This is a genomic window from Limosilactobacillus mucosae (genome assembly GCF_046939755.1).
In the GTDB taxonomy this organism is placed as follows: domain Bacteria; phylum Bacillota; class Bacilli; order Lactobacillales; family Lactobacillaceae; genus Limosilactobacillus; species Limosilactobacillus mucosae_A.
In genome coordinates this window covers 1-18,770 of sequence record NZ_JBKZAY010000018.1, presented here as the reverse complement: position 1 = coordinate 18,770, position 18,770 = coordinate 1, and the positions used below count along the sequence as shown (strand labels likewise).

The 18,770-nt window shown below is 45.8% G+C and carries 17 protein-coding genes and 5 tRNA genes; 1 reads left to right on the top strand and 21 read right to left on the bottom strand.

From position 1 onward, the window contains the following. Positions 1-219: 219 nt before the first annotated feature. The 17 genes from ACLUWI_RS07050 to ACLUWI_RS06970 all read right to left on the bottom strand — a co-directional run bounded on the left by ACLUWI_RS07050 (position 220) and on the right by ACLUWI_RS06970 (position 16,678). A tRNA-Leu gene (locus ACLUWI_RS07050) sits at positions 220-305 on the bottom strand. Between the two features lie 43 nt (positions 306-348). Beyond that, positions 349-798 carry a SprT family protein gene (locus ACLUWI_RS07045; protein ID WP_412146757.1) on the bottom strand — a complete coding sequence of 150 codons (450 nt, stop codon included), beginning with the start codon at positions 796-798 and terminating at the stop codon, positions 349-351. Between the two features lie 4 nt (positions 799-802). Beyond that, positions 803-2,965: a Tex family protein gene (locus tag ACLUWI_RS07040; protein WP_412146734.1), complete on the bottom strand. Its 2,163-nt coding sequence runs from the start codon at positions 2,963-2,965 to the stop codon at positions 803-805. Positions 2,966-3,069: 104 nt separating this feature from the next. Then, positions 3,070-3,900, bottom strand: coding sequence for an ammonia-dependent NAD(+) synthetase (nadE, locus tag ACLUWI_RS07035; protein WP_412146733.1), 831 nt, complete (start codon positions 3,898-3,900; stop codon positions 3,070-3,072). 24 nt (positions 3,901-3,924) lie between these two features. Then, entirely contained in the window at positions 3,925-5,388 is a 1,464-nt protein-coding gene (locus ACLUWI_RS07030; protein WP_412146732.1) for a nicotinate phosphoribosyltransferase, read from the bottom strand. Between the two features lie 11 nt (positions 5,389-5,399). Next, positions 5,400-6,101, bottom strand: a complete 702-nt coding sequence (locus ACLUWI_RS07025; RefSeq protein WP_412146731.1) for a GntR family transcriptional regulator — start codon at positions 6,099-6,101, stop codon at positions 5,400-5,402. Between the two features lie 142 nt (positions 6,102-6,243). Further along, positions 6,244-6,960: an aspartate/glutamate racemase family protein gene (locus ACLUWI_RS07020; protein WP_412146730.1), complete on the bottom strand. Its 717-nt coding sequence runs from the start codon at positions 6,958-6,960 to the stop codon at positions 6,244-6,246. Between the two features lie 30 nt (positions 6,961-6,990). Beyond that, positions 6,991-8,643, bottom strand: coding sequence for a TrkA C-terminal domain-containing protein (locus tag ACLUWI_RS07015; RefSeq protein ID WP_412146729.1), 1,653 nt, complete (start codon positions 8,641-8,643; stop codon positions 6,991-6,993). Between the two features lie 106 nt (positions 8,644-8,749). Further along, positions 8,750-10,099: an MFS transporter gene (locus ACLUWI_RS07010; protein WP_412146756.1), complete on the bottom strand. Its 1,350-nt coding sequence runs from the start codon at positions 10,097-10,099 to the stop codon at positions 8,750-8,752. Positions 10,100-10,280: 181 nt separating this feature from the next. Continuing rightward, complete coding sequence (locus ACLUWI_RS07005; protein WP_412146728.1) at positions 10,281-10,925, bottom strand: hypothetical protein; 645 nt, start codon at positions 10,923-10,925, stop codon at positions 10,281-10,283. Between the two features lie 70 nt (positions 10,926-10,995). After that, positions 10,996-11,067, bottom strand: a tRNA-Gln gene (locus ACLUWI_RS07000). 7 nt (positions 11,068-11,074) lie between these two features. Continuing rightward, a tRNA-Tyr gene (locus tag ACLUWI_RS06995) sits at positions 11,075-11,155 on the bottom strand. A gap of 87 nt (positions 11,156-11,242) precedes the next feature. Next, positions 11,243-12,091 (bottom strand): metallophosphoesterase, encoded by an 849-nt coding sequence (locus ACLUWI_RS06990; RefSeq protein WP_412146727.1) that lies wholly within the window; start codon positions 12,089-12,091, stop codon positions 11,243-11,245. A gap of 90 nt (positions 12,092-12,181) precedes the next feature. Beyond that, the gene (locus ACLUWI_RS06985; protein WP_412146726.1) at positions 12,182-13,681 is read right to left on the bottom strand and encodes a peptide MFS transporter; all 1,500 of its coding nucleotides are present in this window, start codon (positions 13,679-13,681) and stop codon (positions 12,182-12,184) included. A 373-nt stretch (positions 13,682-14,054) separates the two neighbouring features. Beyond that, on the bottom strand, positions 14,055-14,633 hold the full coding sequence (locus ACLUWI_RS06980; protein ID WP_412146725.1) for a TIGR01440 family protein: 579 nt from the start codon (positions 14,631-14,633) through the stop codon (positions 14,055-14,057). Between the two features lie 112 nt (positions 14,634-14,745). Next, positions 14,746-15,786: an alcohol dehydrogenase catalytic domain-containing protein gene (locus ACLUWI_RS06975; protein ID WP_412146724.1), complete on the bottom strand. Its 1,041-nt coding sequence runs from the start codon at positions 15,784-15,786 to the stop codon at positions 14,746-14,748. A 31-nt stretch (positions 15,787-15,817) separates the two neighbouring features. Next, positions 15,818-16,678: an aldo/keto reductase gene (locus tag ACLUWI_RS06970; RefSeq protein ID WP_412146723.1), complete on the bottom strand. Its 861-nt coding sequence runs from the start codon at positions 16,676-16,678 to the stop codon at positions 15,818-15,820. Positions 16,679-16,808: 130 nt separating this feature from the next. Here ACLUWI_RS06970 and ACLUWI_RS06965 point away from each other — a divergent pair, with 130 nt between their 5' ends. Beyond that, a complete protein-coding gene (locus ACLUWI_RS06965) occupies positions 16,809-17,696 on the top strand; it encodes a LysR family transcriptional regulator (protein ID WP_412146755.1) in 888 nt (295 codons plus the stop codon). Between the two features lie 40 nt (positions 17,697-17,736). Here ACLUWI_RS06965 and ACLUWI_RS06960 read toward each other — a convergent pair whose 3' ends face one another. From ACLUWI_RS06960 to ACLUWI_RS06945, 4 genes are all read right to left on the bottom strand, one after another. Beyond that, a complete protein-coding gene (locus tag ACLUWI_RS06960) occupies positions 17,737-18,114 on the bottom strand; it encodes a hypothetical protein (RefSeq protein ID WP_412146722.1) in 378 nt (125 codons plus the stop codon). Further along, positions 18,107-18,442: a hypothetical protein gene (locus tag ACLUWI_RS06955; RefSeq protein WP_412146721.1), complete on the bottom strand. Its 336-nt coding sequence runs from the start codon at positions 18,440-18,442 to the stop codon at positions 18,107-18,109. Before ACLUWI_RS06955 ends, ACLUWI_RS06960 begins: the two co-directional genes overlap by 8 nt. 145 nt (positions 18,443-18,587) lie before the next feature. Further along, a tRNA-Thr gene (locus tag ACLUWI_RS06950) sits at positions 18,588-18,660 on the bottom strand. Between the two features lie 29 nt (positions 18,661-18,689). Continuing rightward, positions 18,690-18,762, bottom strand: a tRNA-Asn gene (locus tag ACLUWI_RS06945). Positions 18,763-18,770: the final 8 nt, after the last annotated feature.

The window sequence follows — 18,770 nt, the reverse complement described above, 5'->3', positions numbered from 1 at the left end:
TAAAAAGCGCCTCCTCAAATCAAATTATTCTCTGTCTATTTAGTATAGCGCTTTCATGAACGGTAAAACAGTATTATTTCACTAAAAAATTTACTAAACTAATTGGAAGGTCACCTTAAATCTTAAAAATCCACCAATAAAAAAGTCCGCCCCTGCTTTTCAAGGGCGAACTCAAAATCATTAAAAAAAGCACCTGACTATCGCCAAGTGCAATAATAATGCGGCAAAGAGGACTCGAACCTCCACGGTCTAAAACGACCACAAGATCCTTAATCTTGCGCGTCTGCCAATTCCGCCACTGCCGCATCAACAAATAACATTTTACCAGAAATGCTACTTGTTGGCAAACTATTTTTGAGTTAAAAGTTCAAAATGATCGCCGCAGCGCCGACAGACAAAACGCTGCACGTCAAAACGCCGCATGCGACCAATTCGAATGCCGCAGCCGCTACATTGATAGATCCATTTAAATTGCTTCTCGGCTTGCCTAACTGCTGGAGCATAGCGCAGACCACCCACGCGTTTTAAAAGCGCCTTGAATTCAGGGGTATGATGACAGTCATGACCAGCTAGATGCAGATGATAGTGACAAAGCTCATGCAGTACGACGCCGCGCAGATTGGCCAGGTCAAACCTCTCATACATTAAGGGATTGATATCGATATGATGATCTTTTAAATGATAGCGGCCACCGGTAGTCTTTAAACGGCGATTAAACCAGATCCGGTGCTTAAACGGCCGCTGAAAAGCCTGCAACGACCAGATCTGAGTCAGCCTCTGCAGTTCTTCGTCAGTCATTCGGTTACTCATTTGGCTGAACCATCGTCAGCTGTACGCGCTGACGTTTTAAGTCTACGCTCAGCACCCAGACGTCAACGATATCGCCAACTGCTACGACTTGACGCGGATCCTTAATAAACTTCCTGGTCAGATGCGAGACGTGAACTAATCCATCATGCTTGATGCCCACATCAACAAAGGCACCGAAATCCACAACGTTGCGAACCGTCCCCTGCAGCTGCATTCCCGGCTTTAGATCCTCAATCGTCAAAACGTCTTGACGCAAAAGCGGTGCTGGCAATGAGTCACGCAGGTCTCGTCCTGGTTCACAAAGTGAGGCAATGATGTCTTTAAGCGTTGCTGGTCCAACTTTTTCACTAACAAACGAATTGATGTCTAATTGTCGCAGCCGCTGGGCAGCTGTCGTTGATCCCAGTTCACTAGCGATGCCGGCTGCCTGCAGCAGCTGGCGGGCAATCACGTAACTTTCAGGGTGAATATCGGTGTTGTCCAACGGCTCATCGCCATCCACGATTCGCAAAAAGCCCACTGCCTGCTGAAATGCTTTTGGTCCTAAGCGGGGAACCGATTTTAGCTGCATGCGGCTGGTAAAACGGCCATTTTCATTGCGATACCGCACGATGTTTTTTGCCAGTGTGGTATTCAGCCCAGCAATGTGCGCCAATAGCTGATAACTTGCTGTATTAAGATTGACGCCGACCCGATTGACGGCCCGCTCGACTACGGCATCCAGTTCAACTTTCAGTGCCGTCTTAGGCAGATCATGCTGATACTGACCAACGCCAATGGCTTCTGGGCTGATCTTTACCAACTCGGCCAATGGATCTTGAAGACGCCGGCCGATACTGATGGCACTGCGCTTTTCTACCGTCAGTTCTGGAAATTCGTCACGTGCGTCTTGGCTGGCTGAATAGACTGACGCGCCAGATTCATTGACAATTACATAATAAACGGGGCGCTTGATTTTTTTGATTGTCTGCGCCACGAAACGTTCTGATTCACGACTGGCCGTCCCATTACCGATTGCAATCATCTCAACTTGGTAGTCCTCAATCAGCTGCAGCAGCTGTCCTTCCGCCTGTTGACGCTGATTTTCTGGTGCTGGCTTGTGCGGGTAAATGACAGCCACCTTGAGCAGCTTGCCATTTGGGTCTAAAACCGCCAATTTGCAGCCTGTCCGATATGCTGGATCAAAGCCCAAAACCACCTTGCCCTTGATTGGCGCCTGCATCAGTAAATGATAGAGATTTTCACCAAAAACCTTGATTGCCTGCTCATCAGCCTGATCAGTCAATTCTCGCCGCAGTTCCCGTTCGATTGCTGGCCCCAAGAAACGTTTGTAGGCATCGGCAGCCGCATTTTTGACAAACTCAGCGGCCTTTTGGGCACTGCCTTTTTTCACCAGCCGGAAATTCAGATAGTTCTGCACGATCTGCTCATCAGCAAGAATCTTGACGTTTAAAATCTTGGCCTTTTCTCCACGATTAATGGCTAGGACACGATAGGAGTTCATTGCGGATAACGGCGCGGAAAAATCATAATATTGTTGATAGACGCCTTCTGAATCAAGTTCTTGGCCGTCTTTTTTTACTGTCGCGATCAATTCGCCATGCTGCTTGGTATAGCTGCGCAGCCAGGCGCGAATCGTGCTGCTTTCACTGATCGTTTCGGCCAGAATCTCATGGGCCCCTTCCAAGGCTGTCTGAACGTTGGGAACGTCTTGGCTGATAAACTCAGCAGCCTTCCCGTCCAGATCATCACCCTTAGCCATAAAAATCCAGTTGGCAAGTGGCTGCAGGCCTTGTTCACGAGCAATCTGCGCCTTAGTTCGGCGTTTTTTCTTATAAGGCAGGTATAGGTCTTCGACAACGTTTAGCTCGGTAGCCGTCTCAATCTGTGTTCTTAAAGTTGATGTCAGCTTGCCCTGTTCTTCAATTGCCTTGATCACGGTCTGCTGACGATCGCGCAGATTCTTTACCCGATGCCACTGTTCTTGAATCCCCTGCAGCTGAACTTCATCAAGACTGCCGGTTGCCTCTTTTCGATAACGGGCAATAAATGGAATCGTATTGCCCGCTTCCAAAAGGCTCAAAGCGGCTTCAATCTGCCGATCTCTTAATTCTGGCAGCTGCTGGCTCATTAATTTAAGATCATTTTTTTCCATAGCAATCTGTAACTCATTTCTTTTTAATATTTTGTTTCAATGGTCAATTAATCATTATAGGGCCCAGCATTCGGCAATGGCCGATCCTGGACCCTATATCAAGGCTAATCTTTCCACCAGGTATCTAAGGGACTGACTGGCAGGTGACGCTTGTGTTTGGTTTTAAGATACCAGCCTTCAATTTTGGCGGCTGCTTGATCTGAAACCGGCTTACCTTCCAGATAGTCATCGATTGCTTGGTACGTAACGCCTAATGCTTTTTCATCAGGCAGAGCTGGCCGATCTTCTTCCAGATCAGCAGTCGGCGTCTTTTCATAGAGCACTCTTGGCGCCTTTAGATATTCTAGCAACTGGCGGCCTTGGCGCTTATCCAGCTGTGACAACGGCGTAATATCGGCCCCGCCATCGCCAAACTTTGTGTAAAAGCCAGTAACTGCTTCAGCGGCATGATCGGTACCAACGACTGCCCCGCTGAATTCACCGGCGATCGCATACTGGGCAATCATTCGCTCCCGAGCTTTGACGTTGCCCTTGTTAAAGTCGCTAATCTGCAGCCCGTTTTGTTCAACCGCAGCAACCATGGCATCAACTGCAGGCTTGATGTTAACGCGCATGGTCTGATCAGGCTTGATGAATTCATTGATCGAAAGCATTGCATCGGCTTCATCGGCCTGTTCGCCATAAGGCAGCCGGACAGCAATAAAACGATAGGCATCATCTGTGGTTTCTACTCGCAGGCTTTCTACCGCCAACTGGGAAAGCCGTCCTGCCAGGCTCGAGTCTTGACCTCCGGAGATGCCAAGCACCAGCGTTTTTAACCCAGTTTTCTTCAGATAGTCCTTTAAAAACTCAACGCGTCGCTTGACCTCGATTGCTGGATCGATTGATGGCGTTACGGCCAAGGTATTAATGATTTCTTCTTGCAACTTGCGCATATTTTTCCCTCTTTAGTCTAGATCCTAGTTCAAATGCTTAATATAGTCCTTAACGTCTTTAATGATTTTCATCTTATTGTCATAGCACTTTTGCGATAAGTCAACCGGATATACTTCTGGATTGAGGTTTCGCCTATACTCTTCCCACAGACGATCCAGATGCCGCTGCCGAGCCTGGCGAATTTCATTCATACTTGGTTCTTGATAGACCTGCTGACCGTCAACAAAAATATCTTTTAGTAATGGTCGTGCAATGAAATCCTCAACTGTTTTGTTCAAGAATGGATAGTTAGGATCGAACATATAAAGCGAGTCCAGCTGGCGCGGATCCTCATCAGCCAGTGTTACATAGTCGCCCTCGCTCTTTTCGCTGCCTCGATCGGTAATTCGCCAAACCTGGTGCTTACCAGGCGTCGACATTTTGGTCACGTTATTGGAAAGCTTGATCGTATCAACCATCTGACCATGCTCATCTTCTAAGGAAACCATCTTATAGACTGCTCCTAGCGTTGGCTGATCATAACTGGTAATTAGTTTGGTGCCGATTCCCCAAACATCGATCTTGGCGCCTTGCCGCTGTAGATCCATAATCGTTCGTTCATCAAGATTATTAGAAGCAAAAATCTTAGCATTTGGATAGCCGGCTTCATCCAGCATTTGCCGCACTTTTTTAGAAAGGTAGGCCATATCGCCAGAATCAATTCGGACGCCTTGGAAATTAATAGCATCCCCAAACTCATCGGCGACTTTGATTGCATTGGGAACCCCACTTTTAAGCGTATCAAAGGTATCAACCAAGAAAACACAGTCATGATGGGTCTGCGCGTAGGCTTTAAAAGCATCATAATCATTACGGTAGGCCTGCACGAGCGCGTGAGCATGCGTACCAGAAACTGGGATGCCAAACAGTTTGCCAGCCCTTAGATTACTGGTCGCATCGAATCCACCAATATAAGCAGCCCGCGTTCCCCAGATTGCCGCATCAAATTCCTGCGCCCGCCGCGATCCAAATTCCATTACTGGCTGATCGCCAACGACTGACTTAATTCGGGAAGCCTTAGTGGCAATCATAATTTGATAATTAATAATATTGAGCAGGGCCGTTTCAACCAGCTGGCATTCTAAAAGCGTCCCCTCAACTTGAATGATCGGTTCATGACTGTATACCAGATCACCTTCAACCGCACTGCGCAGCGTTCCTTTAAATCTAAAGCCGCGCAGATATTCAATAAACTTCGGATCAAACTGCTGCGTCGACTTGAGATATTCAATATCGGAATCTGAAAAATGCAGAGCGTTCAAATAGCGAATAATATGGCTTAAACCGGCAAAAACCGCATAGCCATTTCCAAACGGCATCTTACGGAAAAAGGCCTCAAAAACCACGTGACGATTGGCAATGCCTTTTTGCCAATAAGTCTGCATCATGGTCAGCTGGTAGGCATCGGTATGCAGAGCGATACTGTCATCTGGATAATCAAACTTCATATAAATTCCTCTTATTTTTCTAACACGAATTCAAAACGACTGCCGACATATTGGGTATGGACATACTCAAATGGCCGGCCATCCTGCAGATAGGAAAGCTGAATCAAATGCAGCAGTGCGTCACCACGCCGGATCCGCAGATACTCGGCAATCTTTTCAGTCGCACTGATTGCTGAAACCCATTGTACGGCATGGCCGGGATAAAGGTTGGCCTTTTTTTCCAAGGTACGATAAAACGATGAGGTGATCTCGGTTTTACTGAAATCTTCCACCAGTTTTGCCGGGACAGTCGCAACCTCATAGCAGATTGGAATCTCATTGCCATAACGGATGCGCTCCATTCGCAAAACGCGCTCATCTGGTTCCAATTTAAGTCTTTCAATCTCACTTTGCGAAGGTGTCGTCAAATGATAGGAAATCGTCTTGCTGGAGGGTTTTTTCCCCGCAGCAAGCATCAATTCGGTAAAACTGGTTACACCGGCCATCTTATCTTGGACCTTACGACTGGCGACAAACGTTCCTGAGCCAACGCGCCGTTCTAAGACCCCTTCATCAACCAGCGTTTGAATCGCTTGGCGCAGCGTCATGCGGCTAACGCCAAATTCAGCTGCCAATTCACGTTCAGCTGGGATTTTTTGTCCAACCTTCCAATGACCATTTTCAATATTTTCACGTAATTGATTATGAATTTGAATATATACCGGTGATCCCATATTTTTTCCTCTTTTCAGACCATTCATTCACGGTTTATCTTTTTTATTTTAACACGAATATAAGTTAGCCTAGACCAATTTAGCATTAAATCTTTGCACAAAAATAAAACGACAGCCAATTTGCATGGACTGTCGTTTTATTTTATTGATTGCCGTTGCGGATCGCCAAGGCTCGCTCCAATGAACGGTCGACAATGATCGACTGCGAATCGGCAACGGGAAATTTAGTTTCAGGATTCATTTCATTGGCGTATGAAAGCTCAGTACATCCTAAGATTACCACATCGCAATTTTGATCCTCAATCATCGTCCGAACCAATTCATGGAACTTCTTGCCATCGGAATGACCGGCCTCTTTAATATCATGGTAGATCAAATCTTCCGTAGCATCCAAAATTGCTGGCGTGGGCTTGATCTCTTCATAGCCAGCATTTTGAATATAAGAATCATACAGGCCCGATGCGATCGTGCCTCGCGTTGCCAAAACGCCGACTCGCTTGGCATGCGGCGCAATATTTTTGATCTCATTGACCGTTTCCTGCAGCATGTTAAGAATTGGAATCGAAGTCGCTGCCTGCAGACGATCAAAAGCGTAGTGGGCCGTATTGCAGATTAAGACAAAAAATTCCGGCTGTAGCGGCGTGATCTGTTGGATATCTTCGATTAAGAGCGGATTATAGTCAGGCTTGTGGTGATCTAAAATCCATTCCGTTCGATCGGGAACCGTTGCATGATTCAAAATCATGTAATCAAGATAATCCTGGTCACGATGCGTTGGCGTACGCTCGTCCAGCAGTCGACAATAGCTTTCGGTTGCCAACGTACCCATGCCGCCTAAAACGGTAAAGAACTGTTTCATAAAAAAACTCAACCTTTCTGATAATGACCATCATGACAAAATTGCCACAAACAAAGGTCCCAATAACGTAATACCTATATTACCAACAACAAATGCCGGCGTAAATGCAGAAGCAAGATAAGCCCCACCTTCCAGGCCTGCTTGTTCAGCCAGATCATTCATTGCGGCTGCCACGGTTCCCGAACCACATAGCGCTCCTAATAGGGCCAGTGGTTCAACGCGCAGTACGAAGCGGCCAAACAGCAAAGTCAGCAGATGCGGGGCAACTGAAACCAGGGCACCAATCAGCAGAATGCCAAAGCCCAACGACTTAATCGCACCGGTAAAAGCTTGGGCCGACTCCAGACCAACACTGCCGACAAAAACGGTCAGGCCAAAGCTCTGCCAAAAAGAAGTTACCGTTGCTGGAATCGAGCGATAATCGTGATGCCGATCGATCCAACTGCTGAGCAAAAGCCCCATGATCAAGGCCGCTGTACCGTTGCCCAGCTGCAGCGGCATGCCATTGACCTTGATCCCGACCAGGCCCAAAAGCGAAGCCCCAGCAATTCCCAAAGAAAAAACCGTATAGTTGATGGCCTGTTCACTGGTATGCCAACGCCCAATCTTTTTGAGTAAGGGTGCCGATTTACTGGTATTACCAGTCAATGAGATCACATCACCGGGCTTTAGCTGATTGATCAGATGCTCTTGACCACTCAGCGGATCGTGAATGTTTACAAAGACGCCATTTTGCCGGATCCTGGCCAGTGTACCGGGATCAAAGTTTTTACCAAGGACGAATTTACGTTCTCGCGGGGCGTTGGTTGGCGTTAAAACCTCCGTCAGCCCAGCGATTCCCGTTAGATCATCAAAATGCAATGCATAACCAATTAAAGTTAGGCGATCACCTGCCTGCACAACGTATTCCAGCTTGTCAGTCATGCGATCTTGGTGAAAGGCTGCCAGCGCAATCAAGCGCAAATCAAAGAATTCGTTAATTTCACGAATCTTTTTGCCAACCAGCGGCGACTCAGCAGCCAGGCGGTAGGTTCGACGCCAGGTAGGATCAGGAGCGGGCGCGTGAAAATGATATTTTCTAGCCATCCGATCTCCCTGTTTGGGAACATCGATCTTTAACAAACGTGGCGCAACATCGCGCAGCAGGATAATCACGCCCAGGGTTCCAAAAACATATGTCAGCGCATAGGCTACCGGCAACTGGCTCTCGTAAGACAGTCGCAGTGTCTTGCTGATTGGCAGATTTTCCAATGCCTGCAACGAGCTGGCAACCGTGGCCGACTGTGTCAATGAACCGGCAATCGTTCCGGTAGCCACGCCCGGTCCCAGATGAAACAGGATAAAGCAGCCCCATGAGGTCAGAAAAGCAGCCAACAGCCAAAACAGACTCACGGCAATCATTCGCCCTCCAAACAACTTCATACTGACCAAAAACGAAGGGCCGATTCGGTAACCGATTGAAAACATGAAGGCGCCAAAAAAGATCGTTCCCAGCATCTTATCACGTGGAAAGGTTCCGGCCTGACCTACAACCAATGCCACTGCCAGCGTACCTACAGTTGAGCCAAGCGTAAAGTTGCTCCCAAACAGTTTAATATTTCCCAGGACATAACCGAGCGCCAAACAGATAAACAAAGTGAAAATCTGTTGGTCAACCAAAAAATGCTGTATCTGCGCAATCATGGCAATTTTTCTTCTTTCTGGCAAGTTTTTGCCGATTTAAGTGTCAAATAAAATTATATCATTTTGATGATCATCAAGCGAACGGCTTGGCTATTTTATTGACGTATCATTTAGCGGCGGCGTTCTTCAATCGCTGCTGGCGAGAAAAGTTAAGCCAGACAGCAGCTAAGACGCTGATGGCCAAGACTACCAGCAGTCCAAAATCAAGCCGGCTGCCTTTAAAGGTTCTAATTGCCATTGATCCTTGGCCGTTATTTTGATTGAGAGCAATTAAAGCCGTCATCACCCCAACCCCTAATGAACCAGCAAACTGCTGCGTCATATTAAAGATTGAATTAACATCGGTTGATTTTTCTTTCGATACTAACGTTGAAGCATTGGCAATCGTATTGGAAAAAGCCGCATTAAAGCCCAGTCGCATTACGATGAAAAGTACCATTACATACAGCGGCGTCAAATAAGCCTGGAAGACCAACAAGCCTACTGTCCCTAAAACGATCAACACACTGCCTATGCGAGTCGGCAATCCATACCCATAACGATCTGCCAAAAAGCCAGAGAGTGGTGCCATCACCGCCCCTAAAAGCGATCCTGGCAGTAAGACCATTCCCGCAGTCAATGATGACGCGTGCAAAACATACTCGCAATAGATCGGCAGTACCAACGATGCACCGATATTGATGAACTGCAGGCTGAAATAAGTCCATTCCGCAAACCGCACGGTAATCTGCGAAAAAACGCTTAAGTCAAACAACTGTGTCTTGCCACGCTTATTCTGCCAGACAAATCCGACGAATAGAATCAAGCCAAGTAATAAAAGCATCCCACATGAACTTGTCCAGCCCGAATTACCGAACCTAGCAACGCCAGTGATGATGCTGAACAGACTGCCAGCCAACAAAAGCAGTGCTAAAAAACTGAACGGTTGCGAATTACCAACCGGCTGGTTGCGAATCGTCAATTGACCAGCAATCAGACTCAACAGTGCAAGCGGCAGAATCAGCCAGAAAATGACGCGCCAAGATCCAGTCGCCAGTACGGCGCCGCCATAAGTCGGGCCTAAAGCTGGTGCCAAAGAGATTACCATTCCCGCCATTCCATTCATTACACCTAAGCGCTCACGCGGAATCTGAGTAAAAATCAAAAAGAACATCATGGGAGTTGAAAAACCCGTCGCAATTGCTTGAATCAACCGTCCGGCTAAAAGCATTGGAAAACTGACGGCCAAAGCGCAAAGCAGATCTCCAATCATAAATGCCGAAACCGCTGCCAGATGCAGCCAGCGCGCGGCCCACTGTCTTAAGCAATAAGCCGTGGTCCCCATTACAATCGTCACCATCAGCAGATAGCCACCCGTAATCCACTGAACAACATCAAGCGAGACGCCAAATTCCTTGGCTAAGACTGGATAGGCAACGTTCATCGAGGTCTCGTTCAAAACACCAATAAAAGTCATTAAGGCCACTGAAAAAATGGCCCAGTATGGATGTCTGTCGTGCAAAGAAATCCCTCCTCAAGTTTAAAAAAGCACGCAAAAAGGGCTATGGCAATCAGCTCCGCCACAGCCCTTTATTAACTTACTTAAAATTAGTATTAGTATTATAAATCAAATTAAGCCAGAATGCACGTTTTTATTTTCACAATGCAGTCAAATCCCGCAGCCACTGTTTGGTTGTTTCATCAAGCTCATTGTCAATCGAAAATTTAAATGGAGCCAGCAGCTGGCGAACCTTTTGCCAATTCAAATGCGTTTCCTCGTACAAATCGGCCATCATCATCACGGCCAGTTGGTTAATCTTTTCTGTCTCAGCCTGGTCCTGCCCTAGCAGCATCGCAGCTGCCGTTTTTTTAGCCAGAGCCTGGCCCAGCAAGCGTTCCAATTCAGCCTGACTCAACGTCTGCTTAATCAAAATCCGTTGACTAAGCGGAACGGCTGGCACCTCTTTTTGCAAGAATTTTTGCAGCACCGGCCAAAAATCGCTGATCTGCCAAAAAAACTGCCATGGCGTCTTGGCATTAAGCTCGACAATCAATTCAGCCATTAAATCAGTCAGCCGGCCATCCTGATTCCGCAAACGCGATGCGATCTCCTGCAACAGTCGTTGTGCAGACTCGCGTTGGACGATTGGCAGTTTCTTTTTAATCGTCAAGGCAAAACGGATCGTCAAGAAATCTGTCATCTGTGTCTCATCAATCACGGCTCCTTGACTATGACGCTTAACCTTAAAATCATTCAGTTTTTTTGGACGAAACGATTTGGCAAACTGTCCCTGTTTCGGCATCTTAACCCTCTTTTCACGAAAATATAAAAAAGCGTACAAAAAAAGCACCGCCAGCGCGATGCTTTATCAGTTGGGCTAGCTGGGTTCGAACCAGCGCATGACGGTACCAAAAACCGTTGCCTTACCACTTGGCTATAGCCCAATAATAATGGAGGAGGGTGGATTCGAACCGCCGAACCCGAAGGAACGGTTTTACAGACCGTCGCGTTTAGCCACTTCGCTACTCCTCCATAAGAGCTTAACTGTTAATGAAAACAATCAGTAACAATCAACAATAATTATAATAACTAATTTAGCCAATAAAAGCAAGCCCTTTTTTAATTATTTAACTCGATTATCTTCAAACGATGTTCCCATTGCTCCGCAAACTTATCATACTGCCACTCGGTTCGCTTGGCTTTTTTGACGCCAACCGCCTGATTAAGATAAACCAGATGGGCTGCTTTTAATGGATCATGAATGCCATGCAGATGACCATAAAAGACATACTTTACGTTTGGGGTCTTTTCCAACAGCTCGCCTAAACGCTCGCTGCCCATCATTGCATTGATCATCTGGTAGATTCTCAGCTGTCGTTGGCTTTGGACAAATGACGGTTTGGGACTCAGCAAAGCTTTTCTAGGTGCGAAATGCGTTAAAAAAATCACTTTTTTGCCAGCCGCCTGGGCCATCGCCAGCTGCTGCTCAACCTGATTCAGCACCAACCCCATTCTTTGCGAATCAGGCATGGGCTGTTTGACTGCAGCATCAACCCAGTAGATCTTTTTCCATTGAGCTACTTTCTGTGGCTGCTGAGCATAGTCAGAAAATGAGTAGTCATACCAGCCATTATTGCCGATTAGACGCCAGTCTGTCCCTGGCAGATCAACGTATTGATTGTGCAGATACATTGGATCCGCCAGGTGCTCAACGTCTTGGTATGACGCGTGCGACAGCATATCATGATTTCCCAGGACATAATAGATCTGAACCCGTTCTCCAACCAAACGTTGTAAAGCAGCAAAATAGCGCCGCGTTCGTCCAAAATTATTGTAAAGATCACCAGCATACAGATAGTAGTCGATATCATGCCTTAACAGCCAGCTTGCTTGAATATGCAAAGCTCGCGTTGATAAAATCCGATTGACATCCAGGTGATTATCGCTGCTGACTGCCAGCTTAATCATTCTCGATCCCCCCTTGAAAGTAAGGATAACATAATCCGAGATGAAATAAAAAACGTCCGCGAAACAAATCGCGAACGCTAATTAATTTTATTAGTCAACGCCTTCCATCAAGCCGTGGATTCGCTTAACAAAGAAGCACAGCACAATCCCAAAGACGATTGCTACGCCACCAACGATCAGGAAGTATTGGATTTCCGTACCTGGCGTGTAGAACTTAACGATTTGTGCGTTGACGGCTTGACCGGCAGAATCGGCCAAGAACCACATACTCATCATTTGTGAGCGGAACGCAACTGGTGCCAGCTTAGTCGTAATTGACAAACCAATTGGCGAGATCAGCATTTCGGCGATTTCACAGATAAACCATGAACCGACCAGCCATAATGGACTGACCCGACCAGAAGTCGTACCGTGAATCAAGCCAGGCAGTGCCATCCAGACAAATGAAAGGCCAACGATAACCAGACCGGCAGCAAACTTACCAGGAGCACTTGGCTGATTTTTCCAGTGACTCCACAGGTGAACGAAGAATGGCGTCAGAATCATGATAAACAGCGGGTTCAGCGTCTGGAAGTTGGCAGCAGCAAAGTGCCAGCCACCAATGTGCAGAACCGTCCGTTGAGCAGCAAACAATGCCAGCACAACCGAACCGGATTCTTCAATTGCCCAGAAGATTGCAGCAGCGATAAACAACGGAATGTAAGCTACGACCCGTGATTTTTCGACTTTGGTAACCTTCTTGGAGTTGAGCATCATGATAAAGTAGATGATCGGTAAAGCAATTGCAATAACCGTAATCAAATTGATGATGCTATTGATGTTCAGCTGACCCATGGCTCCCATCAGACCAAGAATGATTGCCAAGACAACTACAGCAACGATCGTCCAGTTGATAATTGGCTTAAGATCTTCTTTGTCAATCGGGTCATCTGGATACAGGCTGTCTTTTGACAGATACTTTTTACCGTCAATGTAGTATTGCAGCAGGCCAAAGAACATCCCGATCGCAGCCAGCGAGAAACCAGCATGGAAGTTCATTTCGTTGCCAAACAGGTGCAGGCCAAAACCGTTGGCAGCCCAAGGAACCGCGATTGGTGAAATAGCCGCCCCAAAGTTGATCCCGAAGACAAACATTGAGAACCCGGCATCCCGTCGCCGGTCTTCCTCACTATACAGACCCCCGACCATTTCAGAAACGTTTGGCTTCAAAAGCCCCGTCCCGATAACGATCAAAATAATCGAAGCATAAAGCGCCGTCGTTCCTGCCGGCAGTGACAGGGCAATGTGACCAAACATGATCAAAACTCCACCAATAAAGACGGTCTTTCTTGGTCCCCAAAGCCGGTCAGAAAGCCAGCCGCCGATTACACCGGAAAGATATACCAGTGAGCCGTAGATTGACATAATTGAAGCAGCCGTTGCCTGGTCCATACCCAAACCGCCTTTGCTGACGGCATAGTACATATAGAACAGCAGGATGGCACGCATCCCGTAGTAACTAAACCGTTCCCACATTTCAGTGAAGAACAGCGTAGCCAGTCCTCTTGGTTGCCCAAAGAAGGACGTGTCTAATTGTTTTTGCTTATCCATTCCATTTCCTCCAAATTTTGATTGAATCTAATAAAAGCTCAGTCAAATTATTGAAAAAGTCAAAAGATTAAAGGAAAGTAATAATTTCCTTAAAATAACGTTTACTATTATATACTGTTTATCTTCATTCCGTCAAACCAAGTGCCGGTATTTCAAAAGGTAAATCGTGATATCACAGGTTTTTGAAATCGCTTACACGGCATCTTAAAAAGTAATAAATATTCACAAAATTTTAAAATTGAATGCTAATCTATACTGTTAGTTAATAAAACTATCATTAAAGACAATTGTAAGCGATAACAATTATTTGTTGCGATTTTTGCTAAAAAAAAGCCTTAAAATCATGCAGATGCACAATTTCAAGACTGCTTTTTTACTTTTCGTTAAATGGATCCCACTCATACTTTGCTCGTGGCCCGCCGATGTATTTTGGCCGCGAGCGCAGGTAGGTCACATGAGCCTGACCAATTTCTTTGACTGATGTACGTACCGGCACCTGAACAAACTTGACGTGCATGCCGATAAACGTGTCGCCGATATCCATACCTGCATTAGCAATAATATGCTCAACTTCAACTGGATCGTCAAAATTCTCGAAAGCGGCTATCTGACCGGCTCCCCCAGCATTGATCTGTGGAAAAACGTTGACGATCTCAAATCCTTTTTCTTTGGCGACGGATTTTTCGACTACCAATGCTCGGTTTAGATGCTCACAACCCTGCACGGCTAAATGAATCCCCGTTGGCGTTAGCGTTTCTAGAATCGTTTTGACGATTGTGCGGCCAATCTCAATATTGGAATGCTTGCCAATCATCTTGCCTTGAACCTCACTGGTACTCAATCCCAAGACAAACAGATCACCAGACTCCAGTTTAGCCTGTTCCAACAGCTCATTGAGTCCTCTTTGCGTCAGCTGGCGGATCTCTTCAATATCCACATCCACGTTGCTCATTAGTTTCGCCCCTCTTATGTCTTTTAGGTGATTATATCATCAAAATTTAATTTGATTAAGAAAGACATCTTGAGGGTTTCATAATTCAAAAGCAGCGCTTAGCAGACTGCTACTAGTTGCCAATGACCAGCAGCGATTTAATGGCCTGGCGCTGATCCATGGCAGCATAAGCGTCAGCTACGTGGTCGAGATCAAAACTCTTGGTAAAGACTTTGCCTGGGTTGATCTGACCATCCAAAACGGCTTTGAGCAGCACTTCTTTGTCTGGCTTGGTTACTGAAGCAATGCCACCACGCAAACCAATGTTTTTCCAGAACAGCAGGTTGGATTTGGGTTCGGCATGCGGCACGCCTACCCGACCGATCACTGCTCCAGGACGAGCAATTTGGCCAGCCTGTTCAATGGAGCTGTCGGCACCTACGCATTCCAAAACGGCATCGGCACCTGCATTTTCTTTAGTCAGTGCCAAGACATGCTTGACGGCATCCTCACCTTTTTCAGCAACAATTTCATCAGCACCAAATTCCTTGCCCAACGACGCGCGATCTTCATGGTGACTGAGTAAGATTATTTTTTCAGCTCCCAGCAGCTTGGCACCGATCACGCCGCACAGACCAACTGCGCCATCACCAATTACCGCAACCGTATCGCCTGGCTTAACCTCGGCACTCTTAGCTGCATGAAAGCCGGTTGCCATAACATCGGAAAGCGTCTGCAGAGAGGCCAACTGCTCATCAGTATAATCAGCAGGCATACCTGGGATCTTAACCAATCCAGAATCAGCCGGCTCGTATTTCATATATTCTGCTTGATAGCCGCCATTAGAACCTGGTTTTTGATTCAGACAGTTACCTTCAAAGCCATTTAAGCAGGCCACGCAATGACCGCAGCCATGAGTAAACGGAACAATTACAAAGTCGCCTTCCTTAACCTGCTTAACGTCTTCGCTGACCTGCTCAACAACCCCGATTGCCTCGTGACCGACCAACGTATTGGCTTCTCGCTTGGCAATACCGCGGTACCACCATAAATCGGATCCACAAACACTTGCCCGCACTACACGGATAATCGCTTGATTCTTACCATCAATTACCGGCTTAGCGACTTCTTTAACTTCAATCTGACCAGGAGCGATAAATACAGCTGCCTTCATAAAAGTTTCCTCCTTATATATAGTTGATACATTAGTTACGTAATGCTTTGAGGCTTTGACCAAAGATGCTTTCAATAGCCGCTGGATCACGATGATCAAAGAACTGACTCTCATTTTTGTCAAGACTTGCCATCAATCGCATATCAGCTGAACTTAGCTCAAAGTCGAAAACATCGATATTTTCACGCATCCGAGCCTTGTGAACCGACTTAGGAATGACCACAATGCCACGCTGCAGCAGCCAACGCAAAATTACCTGACCATTGGATTTGCCATATTTTTCACCAATTGCTGCAATCGTTTCATTAGTAAAGATGTCGTGCTTGCCTTCCGCAAATGGTGCCCAGGCTTCAACTTGGATACCTTGATCCTGATTGAACTTAACTTCATTCGTTTCTTGATACCAAGGTGAGACCTCAATCTGGTTCAAAGCTGGCTTGACGTTAGCCATCAGTTCCAGATTCATCATTTGATCAGAGGCAAAGTTGGAGACCCCAATTGACTTGATCTTACCAGCCTTTTGTGCCTCTTCCAAAGCGCGCCATGCACCGGCTGTATCACCATATGGCTGATGCAGCAGATAAAGATCCATGTAGTCTAGGTTCAGCTTGCGCAGTGAGTCATCAATTCCCTGCTTAGCCTTTTCATAAGTGAAGTGATCAACCCAAAGCTTGGAAGTAACAAAAATCTCATCACGACTAATGCTGCTCTTATTGATGGCGGCACCAACCGCCTCTTCGTTACCATAGGCAGCCGCCGTATCAATCAGTCGATAGCCTGAATCAAGTGCATCGCTGACTGCCTGTTCAGCTTGATTCAAATCAGGAACCTGAAAAACGCCAAAGCCCAATTGTGGCATCTTGTTACCATCATTTAAAGTTACGTATTCCATAAAAAATCTCCTTGTTCTTTTGAATTGATTTTGCTTTATTGATTATGTTCTTAATATAACGCCTGCAATAAAATTTAAAAATTACTGATTAAGTATGCTACTATACAGATAGAGAATAGCAATGATTGGAGTGATCAATTTGACAGTCAATCTTGAACTGCTAGCGGAATTGGTGGCCTTTAAGCGCTACGGTACACTTAGCGCCACCGCGGAGCACCTGATGATTACGCAGCCAACCGTGACACGCGGCATGAAACGTTTGGAAGAAGAGTTAGGTGTCACTCTATTTGATCGCAGCGTTAGTAATCATATCAAGCTTAATGATACTGGTCTGTTGGCTGCCAATGAAGCTGCCAAGCTCTTAAAAAACGTTGATGATTTTACCGATAAAGTGCTTAATTATGATCGATTAAGAAATGAGTTTACCGTAGCTTCAATAATTCCCGGCCCCATTGGTCTGTTGAACTTTTTAAAAGATCAAATGCCTACCAGACCAGTCATCAACTGGCAACTGGTCAATCCAGATAACGTTGCCTCAGATCTGGAGAATCTAAAAGAGCGGCTGATTTTTACCGATCATGAGATTATAAATGATGATCTAGAGTCATTTTACCTTGGCCGCGAATATCTGAAACTCGAAATTGATCCATTTAATCCCCTATCACAAAAAAAGGCCGTTTCGTTTAAGGATTTGACTGGAATGACTTTTTTGGTGCTCCAGGACATCGGTACTTGGCGCAAGATTGTTGAAGACAACATCCCCCAGGCCGACTTTCTGTATCAAAACAGCATTAATGCAATGAATACAATCAGTCAGTACTCACGGTTCTCTTTTTTCGTCTCTAACCTTACCCAGGCATTGCCGGATACGTTAAATCGTTTCAATGGCGATCCGCGCGTCACAGTTGATATTGATGATCCTAAAAATGAAATGGAGATCTATGGTACCTACCTTAAAAGTGAGCGTCGCGTCGTTCAGCCTCTGTTAAAGGCCCTTAGTCAAGCCTGGCCAAAATAAAAAGCCTTGAGGTAGGCAATTTGCTTAATCCTCAAAACTTTTACAGCGTCATGCGTTCATCAATTAGTTGATTATTTTTAAAACCGATTTTTTTTAGGATCCGGCGCGTTGAAAGTACCGCTGACGAAGGACCGACTATAATCAGTCGTGCCGTCTGTACCTCATTTGGATCAAAAATACTTTTCAACTCATCTTTTGAAAAACGGTGATCCTTGAGTTCAATTTGAACACCTTTGTCAGCCAGTGATCTTAAGATTTTTTGATATTCATCTTCTTTGGCCAATCGACCAGTCCAGAGAAGATGAATTTTCTTTTTATTGGCATACTGCTGTGCCAAACCAAGCAACGGAACCATCCCTGCTCCCATTCCATACAGAACGATTGGCCCATTAGCCTCTGTAATCTCTTGATCAAACAAACCAAATGGCCTCATTTGGATGCTCAGATGGTGCCGAACCTACCGAAAATGGATGTGGTTCGCTGAAGCGGTTATTTTGTTTTTGAAAGGAAAGAAAATAAAAATCACCGGCATGATATTCTACTCGCTTAGGTAAAGTAATCACAATTCGCTGGATATTTTGCCCAATTGCCGTATTTTCTTTAACAATCCCCTGACTTTGCCTTTTGATTTTCAGCTTCCACCAACAATAGATGCTGATTGCAATCAAAGTATAGCCGTTAAACAACATCATAAAGCCCGAAACGTTTCTTAAGCGTGGAATCAGCCAGACATGAAGCCAGATCAAACCAATTAAGATTTTGGCTGCACATTTTTATTTTGATGTGCAGAACCGTGTGCAGTACTTTTCTTAATAAACGAAAACAAAGCTTAACTCACCCACGAAAAACGTTGATAAATCAAGCTTTGTAACATTTAACGAATGTTTATTATGCCAACTATAGGAGTCGAACCTACGACCTTCTCTTTACGAGGGAGATGCTCTACCAGCTGAGCTAAGTTGGCAAAAGAAATACCGGTAAGTATTTCAATGACTCCGGCAGTCAGACTCGAACTGACGACAACCTGATTAACAGTCAGGTGCTCTACCAACTGAGCTATGCCGGAATAATGCA

Coding starts and splice junctions, on each gene's coding strand:
- ACLUWI_RS07045 (WP_412146757.1), bottom strand. CDS start 798: ATGACTGACGAAGAACTGCAGAGGCTGACTCAGATCTGGTCGTTGCAG.
- ACLUWI_RS07040 (WP_412146734.1), bottom strand. CDS start 2,965: ATGGAAAAAAATGATCTTAAATTAATGAGCCAGCAGCTGCCAGAATTA.
- nadE (WP_412146733.1), bottom strand. CDS start 3,900: ATGCGCAAGTTGCAAGAAGAAATCATTAATACCTTGGCCGTAACGCCA.
- ACLUWI_RS07030 (WP_412146732.1), bottom strand. CDS start 5,388: ATGAAGTTTGATTATCCAGATGACAGTATCGCTCTGCATACCGATGCC.
- ACLUWI_RS07025 (WP_412146731.1), bottom strand. CDS start 6,101: ATGGGATCACCGGTATATATTCAAATTCATAATCAATTACGTGAAAAT.
- ACLUWI_RS07020 (WP_412146730.1), bottom strand. CDS start 6,960: ATGAAACAGTTCTTTACCGTTTTAGGCGGCATGGGTACGTTGGCAACC.
- ACLUWI_RS07015 (WP_412146729.1), bottom strand. CDS start 8,643: ATGATTGCGCAGATACAGCATTTTTTGGTTGACCAACAGATTTTCACT.
- ACLUWI_RS07010 (WP_412146756.1), bottom strand. CDS start 10,099: ATGACTTTTATTGGTGTTTTGAACGAGACCTCGATGAACGTTGCCTAT.
- ACLUWI_RS07005 (WP_412146728.1), bottom strand. CDS start 10,925: ATGCCGAAACAGGGACAGTTTGCCAAATCGTTTCGTCCAAAAAAACTG.
- ACLUWI_RS06990 (WP_412146727.1), bottom strand. CDS start 12,091: ATGATTAAGCTGGCAGTCAGCAGCGATAATCACCTGGATGTCAATCGG.
- ACLUWI_RS06985 (WP_412146726.1), bottom strand. CDS start 13,681: ATGGATAAGCAAAAACAATTAGACACGTCCTTCTTTGGGCAACCAAGA.
- ACLUWI_RS06980 (WP_412146725.1), bottom strand. CDS start 14,633: ATGAGCAACGTGGATGTGGATATTGAAGAGATCCGCCAGCTGACGCAA.
- ACLUWI_RS06975 (WP_412146724.1), bottom strand. CDS start 15,786: ATGAAGGCAGCTGTATTTATCGCTCCTGGTCAGATTGAAGTTAAAGAA.
- ACLUWI_RS06970 (WP_412146723.1), bottom strand. CDS start 16,678: ATGGAATACGTAACTTTAAATGATGGTAACAAGATGCCACAATTGGGC.